The following is an 11,253-nucleotide window of genomic DNA, read 5'->3' on the forward strand; positions in this document are numbered from 1 at the left end:
CCAGCGATCGAGCGGTTATGCCCTGAGCCTATGAACGCCACTTGCAGACTTCTATTACAAACATCGGACGAGCCTTGTAGCTTGCTTGGACAATGTCGAACTTCACGCTCCACGAGTTGCAGTGCTTCGACGCCGTTGTGCTCGACGGCGGCTTCCAGGCCGCCGCCGAACGGCTGCACCGCTCGCACCCTTCGGTGTACGCCGCCGTCTCCAAGCTGGAGCGTCAGCTGGGCCTGGAGCTTCTGGACCGCTCGGGCTATCGGGTTCAACTGACCGAGGCGGGACGTGCCTTCCACCGCAAGGTGCGCTTCCTGCTGCACGAGGCCGACGAGCTGCGGTCCTTCGCCGCGCAGCTGGCGATGGGCGAAGAGGCCGAACTGCGCGTGGTGCTCGGCGACCTGTGCCCGCTTCCAGCGGTACTCGGGATGCTCAGTCGCTTCTTCGCGCAGCACCCGCAGACACGACTGCACCTGCAGTTCGAGACGGTCACCGGCCCTTGGGAGCGACTGCTGGAGGACGAGGCCGATTTCATCGTGCACCGCGTCCCCCATAGCGACGTGCGGATGGAGTCGATCGGTCTGGGGCACGTCGCTCTCGTGCCCGTCGTCGCGCCCGGCTTCCTGCCCTTCCCTCCGGACATCGACATCACGCCGCAGCGCATGCGGGCCTTCACCCAGTGCGTCGTCCGGGATTCAGCGCGGCATCCGAGCGAACAAGGCCATTTCCTGGTCGCAGGCGCCCTCCGTAGCTCCGTTCCGGACCACCTCATGAAGAAGGAGCTCATCGTGCACGGCATGGCATGGGGACACGTGCCGCGGTTCATGATCGAGGACGAGTTGCGTGACGGCACCCTGCTCAGCATCGCGGGACGGCACTTTCCCGGCGTGGTCGAGGAACTCTCGGTAGCCCGCCGGCGGGACCGCCCTCACGGCCCGGTCGCTGACCGGCTGTGGGACTTTTTGGCACGCCATGCACCCGTGCTGCCAGTGGCATTGGGTCTTGTGCCCATGGCGGACGAAGCGCCGTGATCCGACAGGGGGCATGGCCTCGATCGCCATGGCTGTGCGACATGGCTTCTCCGGCGGGCTCGGGTCAGTGCTTACGCGCGAGCCCGTCGTCCGCCCGGGCGATTCGACCGGCGGATGTGGATCGTGGGCGGCGCCCTGGTCCCGTTCCGCGGCCGGCAGGTCGGCTCCTGCCGCCGCAACGACCGGTTCTCGGCGAACGTGCAGGTCATCGTGGACGGTCCCGCAAATTGCCTGCTCAAGAGGCGATGGGATGATCGTGCCGTGATCGGTGAACCCGAACGTTCGCGCAGGTTGCCCCCCCCCCCCCGATCAGAACCCCCGAATGTGCCTGGCCGCGCTGCATGAGCTGGAGGACGAGGACGTCCGCAGCGGTTCATATACGGCTTTCGACGGCGCCTCTGAACTGCTGACTGCGTTGGACGCCGGGACATGGGCACTCGTGACCTCGAACTACGAGCACCGGGTACGCGGACGTTTCGCACGGACGGGTTTGCCGGTCCCGAAGGTCGTCGTAGACGCGGCCGCCGTGACGGAGGGCAAGCCGTCGCCGGTGCCGTATCTGCAGGCGGCCGCGCAGCTCGGTGCCAGGCCGGAGGATTGTCTGGTCATCGAGGACGCCCCCTCCGGGGTGCGGTCCGGGCTGCGTGCCGGGCTGACCGTCCTGAACTGCCGAACGGCCAAGCCGCAATGGAATAGTCTTCCCGTTCACCAGGTTGAGGCCGCGCTGCTTCGCCGAGTCCACAATCACTGTTGAGGGGGGCGGCGCAGATGGTCGCAGCACGCATGGCAGCCGCCGTGCTGGCCACATGGGCCACGTTGATCTTGCTGCTACTCGCGCCGTTGCCCCTGCCAGAGCATTGGCGTTACTACATCTACTCACCAGCGAGTGTGGGCCTCTGGTTACTGACCATGCTCGTCGCCCCTGTCGTGGTCTGCACCGTGAAATGGCCATGGATCTCGACGGGCGGCAGGTGAACCCCGAGCTACGTACGAGCTCGCGAGCGACACGTCTTGGGGCTACGGACACCTCGACCATTTAGCCAGGCTTCTTGCAACCTTCGGCAACTGCCGTTCGTGTTGAAAGCAGTTCCGAATGCTCCAGCACGCCGAGCAGCTCGTCCGAGAGGTCGACAGCGTTCAGGCCGGCTCCTGGTCGAGCTGCGGATAGCCGATCTCGCGGATGTCCTGGGCCAGGTCCGCCAAGGCGACCTCCGGGTTCAGCAACGATACGAGTTCCTGGTTCAGCGGCCTCAAGGCATAGAGCCGGCTCACCGCCCCCAGGTCGATGGAGACCTCGTAGTAGTCCTCGGCGAAGCGCTGGAAGGCTGCTGGAGAGCGATCGACCAACAGGCCGAATCCGGGCCGCGATTCAGCTGGCGTGGAGCCTCTACTCGTCGAGGCCGCTGTCGACGGACGCTTCGAGGCACTGCGGCGGGTCGAGCCTTCTCTCCAACAGGCTCTGTAAAACAGGGCGTTGTCACCAGCCGCGCCTATGGTGACCCCCGCAAGATCCCCACGGCGGACGCCCCGTCGATCGACAGGGTGGGCCGGTGCAGCAGGATCCGCAACGCGCCCGCCGGGAGCGCGTACGGCCAACATTCAACGCGTGCATCCAAGCGATCCGCCTCGACTTCGTCGCCGAAGTTCGCGCCCTTGCTTCACCCACCTTTCGAGTGCCCGCGCTCTCGTGCCAGCTGAAATGCACACGTGCCAAATCGAGCGCTCAGCGGCCGACCCGATGAGCTGGATCTTCGAGGGTCAGGTACCCCGCAGGCCCCACGCATCGAGTCCGCCGTAGACATGGGCCCTGAAGCAGTGGGGGGCGTCAAAACCCGAGGCTTCGCCGCGGTAGACGGCGATCAGGGAGTCCTTGCCCCGCCACCAGGTGTCAGCAAGTCCCTCGACTTCAGGTACCGGCTCGAATCCGTCGAGGTCCAGCTCCTCAACGGCGTCACCCTGGATCTTCGTGATCGTCTTGGCCCAGTGACTCGCATGGTCGGCCAGCGCCAAGGCTTCCACCCAACCCTCTGTGCTGGCGTGCAGCGGTGTCCAGTGGTCGGCGTCGATCCCGAACTCGCCTCCCGGCCCGATCATGAACCCATAGGCCATCGAGACGCGACAGCCGCCCGCGGAGAACCGCCATCCGCTCACGGGCGAGCCTTCGGGCACACCGGCTTCCAGAACCCGCGGACCGCCCTCGTATACGGGGGCAGGGGGCAGAGCAATGCCACCCCAGCGCTCTTGGAAGGCCACGGCCCGGTCGATCTCCGCAGGAGGTATCCCGTGTTGTAGCCATGCCTCCCGATGAAGGGTGAGGTCGCGGCGGGGAACACGCAGCCCGTGCGCCTCGATGAAGGAGCGGGCTCGTCGGCTCAGGCCTTCGGGCGCCTGAGGGATCAGTGGCCATCGAGTGTCCGCCGTCATGACTTCTGTTTTCCGCAGGGAGAGGTCGATTCGGCCGGGCGCGGCGGTGCGAACGGCCGCGAGGCGCGGGACCGACGGACGAGGTCGCCGCCGGCGCCTCCGGTGAGCCAGGAACCGTCACCCAAGGGAACCAGTTCGTACGGATTGCTGGCCTCGACGGTGATTTCGCCGCTGAGGGTGCCGGTGCGTACGTCGACCAAGTGATAGCGGAACCACTCCTCCTCATCCTGACTCCCCCCACCCAGGGTGACGATGGCCGTGTCCTCGGTCAGGTAGCCGCCGCTCCATTCCACGAAGGCCTCCTCCGGGTCGTAACCGAAGGCTTCAATGGGGAGAGTGAAGACCACGCCCCCGTCGGGGTGATCGTGGAAGGCGACGTCCGCCTGTCCGTGGTCCACGGTCATGAACTGCTGCCCTGACGGCGCCAGGTCGATCAGGCAGCGGTCCGACCATGGGTATGTCACGAACTCCGGCTCGCTGTCCGCTCCGCCCGTACCCCGGAGAATGACGGAGCCGTCCTGGCCCTCACCAATGTCGAGATAGACGCTGCCGTCCACGGGATGCACGTGGTGCGATGCACCATGTCCGACCGTCTCCAGCTCCCTGCGGGCCACAACCACACCGTTGTCGGCGTCGTGCACCACCCACTGGTCCCCGCCCCCGCGTCCCGCCATCGCGTCCGGCCGATAGACCCACAATGTCCGGCCGTCCTGAGACAGCGCACAGCCAGGCCAGTGGCCACGGGGTACATCGGAGTGCGGTTCGAAGTCCGAGGCCCATATGAGGTCGCCGGCACACGAGAGGCAGACGACTCCGTTCAGCGTCGTGTATACGACCCGCTGCAGATCCTGCCTGACCGCCGACGCTACGACCTCGTCACCATCCCGCGGCTGGAACACCGCTGACGGCTCAAGCGTCCCGTAGACGCCGTCGCCCACGACGTAGGCATGGATCCGCCCATCGCGATGACGAGTGACGGCCTTCGGTGTTGGCTGAGGAATCATCCGCCGAGGCTAACGCCCGGGCCGGGCTGCTCCGGAACGGGGCGCTGGGGCCCGGGCTGAGTAGGCGCGGGTCAGAAGACGCTAAATGGCCATGTGTATCGGTCGGTCAACTGCTATGACCGACTGGGATATCCGACCTGGCAGGAGCCTGCTGACCCACCGGGTGCGCGGCACGCCGTCGCTTTCCAGGAAGGCAGCGCAGAGCAACGGATGGTGTTTGCCGAGGGGCGGGGCCAGGGCACAGGCGGCTCGGGCATCGGCCACGTGTGCCTCCCACGTGAGAAAGAGCAGCAGGCCCATCGTGAAGGTGTGCTGGCAGTCCCGATAGCGCCAACAACTTCGTTGCCGTGCGGGGGCGTCGGCGCGAGTGGAGAACTGCCGCATCCGCCGCGATGCGCGCCGGCGGTCCACGGAGGTTCTCCTCCGAAGGACCGCCTGCCTTCCCAACGAATCGACACACAGCTTCAACGCACCAGCCCTGGGCCGGCGCCGCCGCACAAGCCGGTCTCGGCGAGTTGAGTTCGAACCGCAGGTTGTTCCGGCCTACGTGCCGCCCAGGCCGCAGTCGCGCAGGCCGCTCGGCCTGTGTGCGGCGTGGGGTTAGAGGTGACGTTCGGAGAAGAACTTCCACACGAGGGAACTCATGTCCGGGCCCGAGGGGTCGGCGAACGGGCCGCTGCCTCCCCCGGGCCATTTGTGCTCCAGACCCTCCACGTCGTACTTCTCTATCAGCGTGGGCCCGCCACCTCGCGCTGTGTACACGGTGTGGGTGTAGGGACGCTCCCCCGGCGCGGCCACCCGGCTGGTGCCATCGGGTACATCGTCGACGTCTCCGTCAAGGATGCCGTCGGGGGCGAGATCGTCGACGGCGGCCCAGTGCGAGGCCAGGCGGTCGCCCACCCATGGCGGCACCGTGGTGTCGGCACTCCCCTGTTCGATCAGCAGCGCAACTTGACGGGCGCGCGGCCCCATCTCGGCGTGAGCGAGCTTGGCCGTGTCCAGTGGACTGACCGCGTCCGGGTCGGGCTTGACCTTGTCGAGGGCGTACTCCCCGCCGGCCACGGAGGCTGCCGAGGCGTACATGTCCGGGTACGTGACCGCCATGATCACCGCGAGAGCGGCGCCCGAGGAGGCACCTGCGACGTGCACCCGTGTGGCGTCAGCGTGGTAACGCTGCACCACATCGTTCGTGGCGCCCGCGATCAGGGACGGCTCACCACTGCCCCGGTGCTGGTGCGCGGGTTCGAACGCGTTCCAGCAGGCCAGGCCGTTGCGCAGCAGGTCCTGTGAGGGATAGACGACGATGAAGCCCTCGGCGTCGGCGATCCGGTTGAACCCGGTGAGGTCCTTCATCGAGTTGATGCCGGACCCGGTCATACCGCAGCCGTGCAGTGCCACCACCACGGGCAGCTTCTTCCCGGGTCCGTAGCCGGGCGGCAGGTGCACCTCGTAGTCCACCTTGCCCGCGGCGCTGATGTAGGCGCTCCGCTCGTCGTGTCCCGCGGCAGCAACCGCCCTGTCGGTCAGGAACGTCAGCGACATGCCCATTGTTGCGGCGACGACCAGTGCGCGCCGGAGCCTTGCTCCCATCACAGTCCTCCCGTGGAAGTGATCAGATCCCGCACATCATGGGCTCCGCCCTTTCCACCGGCCAGAGGCCGCTGCCCAACCGTCTGGCGCAAATCGTGGGCCGATTCACAGCGCCTTCAGGCGACAACGGTCATGGGGCATGGATGCCGGTGCGAGGTAACGGCGGTTGTGTCGCCCTCGTGTGGCATTCCGTCAGGCCGGGGTTCCGGGATCAGGTTCGCGCGGCAATCGGTGACACAGATAGGTGGACCCACATCCAGGACTTTGAGTGACTAGTCCTATATAAGTCGGTTTGGCTTGCTTGTGTCGTTGGCGTACCCGTGAGAGGGCGTGACCGTATGGAGCTGCGTCACTTCAGATACTTCATCGCTGTAGCGGAGGAGCGGAACTTCACTCGTGCCGCTGAGGCATGTCATGTGGTCCAGTCCACGCTCAGCCAGCAGATCGAGCGGTTGGAGAAGGAGCTGGGCACTCAGCTGTTCGCCCGGACCAGCCGAACCGTGCGGCTCACCGCGGCGGGCGAACACCTCCTGCCGCTGGCCCGCCGGGCTCTCGAAGCCGCGGACAGTGTCACGACCGAGGCGCACGCCCTGTCAGGCTTGCGGACGGGAACCCTGCGCCTCGGCTTCATCCAGTCTTTGGCGTGCCCCGTGGACACGATCGCCGTGCTGGACGACTTCCACCAGGCGCACCCGGAGATCGGGCTGCGGATCCTGAACGCGCCCAGCCCCAGCATGGTCGATGCCGTCGTGTCCGGTGAGCTCGATCTGGCCGTGGTGGGACTGAGCCCGCGTCAACTCCCGGCCGAACTGACCCACAAGCGGCTCGGGCGCGACGCTCTGGTCGCTGTCGTCAACCCTGACCACGAGCTGGCCGGTCAGGAGAGCGTCACGCTGCGGCAGCTCGCCGAGGTTCCTCTGGTGCGCTTCCGGCAGGGCACGGGACTCCGCCGCCAGGTCGATGAGGCGTTCTCCCGGGCTGAACAGCGTCCGCGCAACAGCATCGAGGTGTTTCACCTGCAAGACATGCTGCGCATGGCCGCACGCGGATTCGGGGCGACCGTGGTGCCCCGGTCGGCGGTAACCGGAGCGCTGGCCCCGACCTTGTCCAACGAGCCCATCCGAGTACTGCCGATCACGGACCGCGGAGCTGTACACCCCCTCACGGCGGTCTACCGGCACGGAGAGTTGTCCGCGTCCGCCTCCGCGTTCCTCACCACACTGCTCCGGCACTTCTCCGCTCAACAGGACGCGGAGTGAGGGTCGGCGCCGGCGGCACGGTTGAGCGCCCGACCCAGACCGGCCAAGGGGTACGCGCTCTGTCCGCCGACGGCGCAGTGGCCTTCACCATCCACGACGACCACCGGCAGCGGGAGTCACTCACCGGACTCCAGGGAAACGGCACGTGCGGTCGCCTCACGGGCACATCCCGCGAAGCGGCCGCCGATGCCTATCGCGGCCCGATCCCCTCCAGCACGCGGTGGAGGCCGCCGAGATCTTGAGACGGGGCGTTGTTGCGGTAGCACATCGGGGCCGCGCGGCGCGTCCGCGCGCATCCGTCATACGGCCAGGATCGCCTGCGCGGCGGCGTCGGCGGCCACCGGGTCGCCCGCCTCGATGGCTTCCAGCAGGTCTTGGTGCGCGTCCGTGGTCGAATGGCGCATGTCGTCGGCCAGGATGGTGTCGCGCAGCGCGGTGCTGAGAGTTGTGTAGAGGTCGAGGAGCAGCGGGTTGTGACCCGCTCGGGCCACGCACAAATGGAAGGCGATGTCGGCTTCCACGAACTCCTTCAACTCTTCTGCCTTGTAGTGGAGTTGACGGCGCGCGGCGATGGCGCGCAGCTCCTCCAGATCGGCCGGCGTGCGCCGCCGCGCGGCCAGGCGCGCGGCGACCACATCGAGGCCTTGGCGGACCTCCTCGACGTCACGGTCGGCCACGTCCGCGAGCAGGCGGGTCAGTGCGACGCTCGTCTCGTCGGAAGCTGTCACGTAGGTACCGTCGCCCTGCCGGGTGGCGAGCAGGCCCGCGTGCACGAGCGCGCGGACAGCCTCACGCACGGACAGGCGGCTCACACCGAGAGTTCGCACCAGTGAACTCTCGGGAGGGATCTTCTCGCCCACCGGCCAGCGTCCGCTGGTGATCTCCCGACGCAGCTGGTCGATGACCACATCCACCAGGGATGTGCGTCCCACGTTCTTCATGTCTTCCCGTCCGTCATGATCTGCGGGCACGCCCGATGCCCGAGCCGATTATGCGCAGTGCAGCCCGCCATGGCACTCATGATCTCGCAGAACCTCTTCTCCAGACATCAGATGTCTGATACTTCTATCGGCCAGTTCGACAACTCGGCGATCATGCGTGGGGAGATGACTGGATGAACCTCGACCAGCGGCTGCGGGTCACGGGGGTGCGCACCGGCGAGGGCGAACCCCGGGATCTGGTGATGGAGCGGGGACGGTTCGTCCCCGGCGCGCCCGAGGAACCAGGGGCTCTTGCGGGGGCGGAGACAGTGGTCGACGGAGCCGGTCTCCTGGCGCTGCCCGCCCCCGTGGACGCCCATATGCATCCGGACAAGACGACCTGGGGCGAGCCTTGGCTCAGCCGGGAGTCCGCCGACTCGCTGGCCGCGCTCATCGCGTACGACGCCTCGGTGCGCGCCGGGATGAGCCCGGTCGCCGAACGGTCGGGGGCCCTGCTCGACCATGCGATCGCGCACGGCACCCGCGCCGTGCGCGCCCATGTCGACGTCGCCCCGCAGTACGGCCTCGACAACGTGCTCGGTGTGCGGAAGGCGGCCGCGGCGCGGGCGGATCTGCTGGACACGCAGATCGTGGCGTTCCCCCAGCTGGGCGTGGTTGCCGCGCAGGGCACCGACGTCCTGCTGGAGCAGGCTCTCGACGAGGGCGCGGACGTTCTGGGCGGCCTGGACCCCGTCGGCATCGACGGCGACGGCGCCGGACAGCTCGATCTGCTCTTCGGGATCGCCCAACGGCGCGGGGTCGAGCTGGACATCCACCTGCACGACCGGGGCGAGATCGGCCTGGAGCAGATCCGGCAGATCGCCCGGCGGACCGCGTCGGCCGGCCTCGGCGGCCGGGTCACCGTCAGTCACGCCTTCGCCCTCGCCGACCTCGATGCCCCCGAACTGGCCCGCACCGCCGAGCTGTTGGCGTCCGAAGGCGTGAGCGTCACGACGTGCGCGCTGGGCGCCGACCCCGTGGTCCCGTTCCAGGCCCTCGGACGCGCCGGAGCACGGGTCGCGATCGGCTCGGACGGGGTGTGCGACCCATGGACGCCCTTCGGCAACGCCGAGATGATGGAGCGGGCTCACCTCCTGGCCTACCGCACCGACGCCCGTACCGACCGCGAACTGGCCGCCTGCTACGCCCTGGTGGCCGATGGCGGGGCGGACCTGCTCGGTCTGGACCGGATCACCTTCGAGCCGGACAGTCCCGCGGACTTCATCCTGGTCGACGCCCCCTCGGTCGCCGAGGCCGTGGTGCGAAAGCCCCGGCCCCGTCTGGTCGTCCGCGGCGGACAAGTCATCGCCCGCGACGGCGTGCTCCTCGGCGCGGCAGGTGCCCCGTGCTGAGGCGGCCCCTGGTGACCGCGGCTGCCGCGCTGACGCTCCTGGCCGGGTTGGCCGGCTGCGGCGGCGGGCCGGGCGGTCTGCGCCCCGCGGTCGCGCTCGACCTGAAGACGGCGACGCCGAAAGCGACCCGGCCGCTCGACTCCATCACCTGGAACCTGCCCTACGAGCCGCAGGGCCTGGACCCGATCAAATCGTTCAACTACGCCGAGAACACGGTGCTGTCGAACCTGTGCGAGAGCCTGCTGCGCCTCACCCCCGACTTCAAGATCAAGCCCGGTCTCGCGACGAAGGCGGCCAACCCGACCCCCACCACCTGGGTGTACACCATCCGCGACCACGTCACCTTCTGGGACGGCAGCCCGCTGACCGCGCAGGACGTCGCCGCCAGCCTCGCCCGGCACCTCGACCCGAAGCTGGGCACCTGGTGGGGCGACTACTTCCAGAACGTGCGGAGCGTGCGCGCGACCGGCCCGCTGAAGGTCACCGTCACCCTCAAGAAGCCCGACGTCCTGTTCAACCAGGCGATGGCCACCGCCGCCGGCGCGGTGGAGCAGAAGGCGCAGATGGAGCGCACCGGCGAGAACTTCGGCACCCCCAAACAGGGCGTGATGTGCACGGGCCCCTTCGAGTTCACGCGCTGGCGCTCCGGCGACTCGCTCACCATCACCCGCAACGACCACTACTGGGACCGCGACCACCGCGCCGTGTCGAAGTCGCTCACGTTCCGCTTCATCGCGGACGAGACCACGGCCGTCAACGCGCTGCGCTCCGGCGAGGTCGACGGCCAGTACTTCTACCTGCCACCGGCCGCGATCGGCCAGCTCCAGTCCTCGCCCACCGGAACCGTCACCCTCGGCCGTTCCCTGAGCTACTGGGCCCTGCTGGACTCCACCAAGACGGGCCCGTACGCGAACCGCGAGGTACGCCAGGCCCTCTCCGCCGCCCTGGACCGCGGCGCGCTCGGCGCCGCCGTCTTCCAGGGCACCGCACCCGCCGAACGCGCCCTGGCCGGCCCCGCGTACTGGGGCTACGAGAAGCAGACCTTCCAGGACGCCTACGACCGGCTCCCCCACGGCAAGGCCGATCTGAAGAAGGCCAAGGCCCTCGTCGCCCGGGCCGGAGCCGCGGCGAAGGGGAAGATCACCATCGCGGTGCAGGGCAGCTCCGCCGTCCACGAACAGACCGGCAACCTCATCAAGGCCACCGGCAAGCAGCTCGGCCTCGACATCGAGATCCGCGTCGTGCCCGTCGAGCAGTACGGCAACCTCTACAACGATCCCAAGGCGCGCCGCGGCATCGACGCCTTCCTGTCGACCTGGTACGGCAACGTGCCCGACCCCCTCGACGCGTACACCGTGTTCCTGGGCAACGGCGACAACAACTTCAGCGGGTTCCAGGGCGTCGACGCCGACGTGCGCAAGGCCCGCGCGACCGCCGACCCGGCCGCCCGCGCCCGCCTCGTCACCCGCGTCCAGCGCGGCGTCGCCGACGACGTGACATGGATGCCGCTCAACAACCTGCCCGTGATCCTCTACATGAGCGACCGGGTGACGGGCGCCGTGCCGTCCTTCCCGTACCTCTACTACCCGTGGGCCACCGGACTGGGGGGACGCTGA

At 68.3% G+C, this 11,253-nt stretch carries 9 protein-coding genes and 1 pseudogene; 5 read left to right on the top strand and 5 right to left on the bottom strand.

The genetic code is table 11. The annotated features are described in order from the left end of the window. The first annotated feature begins 92 nt into the window (after positions 1-92). Both K377_RS17330 and K377_RS17335 read left to right on the top strand, forming a co-directional pair. A complete protein-coding gene (locus K377_RS17330; RefSeq protein ID WP_111664285.1) occupies positions 93-1,028 on the top strand; it encodes a LysR family transcriptional regulator in 936 nt (311 codons plus the stop codon). A 304-nt stretch (positions 1,029-1,332) separates the two neighbouring features. Beyond that, a pseudogene (locus K377_RS17335) lies at positions 1,333-1,707 on the top strand (HAD family hydrolase); the annotation flags it as partial. A 458-nt stretch (positions 1,708-2,165) separates the two neighbouring features. On the opposite strand, the gene K377_RS17345 reads toward K377_RS17335, so the two are convergent. The 4 genes from K377_RS17345 to K377_RS17365 all read right to left on the bottom strand — a co-directional run bounded on the left by K377_RS17345 (position 2,166) and on the right by K377_RS17365 (position 6,046). Beyond that, positions 2,166-2,375: a hypothetical protein gene (locus K377_RS17345; protein ID WP_111664288.1), complete on the bottom strand. Its 210-nt coding sequence runs from the start codon at positions 2,373-2,375 to the stop codon at positions 2,166-2,168. Between the two features lie 411 nt (positions 2,376-2,786). After that, positions 2,787-3,452 (bottom strand): hypothetical protein, encoded by a 666-nt coding sequence (locus K377_RS17350; protein ID WP_111664289.1) that lies wholly within the window; start codon positions 3,450-3,452, stop codon positions 2,787-2,789. Then, positions 3,449-4,456 carry a hypothetical protein gene (locus K377_RS17355; RefSeq protein WP_111664290.1) on the bottom strand — a complete coding sequence of 336 codons (1,008 nt, stop codon included), beginning with the start codon at positions 4,454-4,456 and terminating at the stop codon, positions 3,449-3,451. Before K377_RS17355 ends, K377_RS17350 begins: the two co-directional genes overlap by 4 nt. Positions 4,457-5,056: 600 nt before the next feature. Then, positions 5,057-6,046: a PHB depolymerase family esterase gene (locus K377_RS17365; protein ID WP_111664291.1), complete on the bottom strand. Its 990-nt coding sequence runs from the start codon at positions 6,044-6,046 to the stop codon at positions 5,057-5,059. Between the two features lie 338 nt (positions 6,047-6,384). On the opposite strand from K377_RS17365, the gene K377_RS17370 reads away from it, so the two are divergent. After that, positions 6,385-7,305, top strand: coding sequence for a LysR family transcriptional regulator (locus K377_RS17370; RefSeq protein ID WP_111664292.1), 921 nt, complete (start codon positions 6,385-6,387; stop codon positions 7,303-7,305). A gap of 299 nt (positions 7,306-7,604) precedes the next feature. Here the strand turns inward: K377_RS17370 and K377_RS17375 are convergent, their stop codons facing one another. Continuing rightward, the gene (locus K377_RS17375; protein WP_258395067.1) at positions 7,605-8,219 is read right to left on the bottom strand and encodes a FadR/GntR family transcriptional regulator; all 615 of its coding nucleotides are present in this window, start codon (positions 8,217-8,219) and stop codon (positions 7,605-7,607) included. Positions 8,220-8,419: 200 nt separating this feature from the next. Between K377_RS17375 and K377_RS17380 the strand changes: the two genes are divergently transcribed. After that, the gene (locus K377_RS17380; protein ID WP_111664294.1) at positions 8,420-9,637 is read left to right on the top strand and encodes an amidohydrolase; all 1,218 of its coding nucleotides are present in this window, start codon (positions 8,420-8,422) and stop codon (positions 9,635-9,637) included. Between the two features lie 11 nt (positions 9,638-9,648). Beyond that, the gene (locus K377_RS17385; RefSeq protein ID WP_161195129.1) at positions 9,649-11,253 is read left to right on the top strand and encodes an ABC transporter substrate-binding protein; all 1,605 of its coding nucleotides are present in this window, start codon (positions 9,649-9,651) and stop codon (positions 11,251-11,253) included.

Source organism: Streptomyces sp. PsTaAH-137, assembly GCF_003259365.1.
GTDB lineage: Bacteria > Actinomycetota > Actinomycetes > Streptomycetales > Streptomycetaceae > Streptomyces.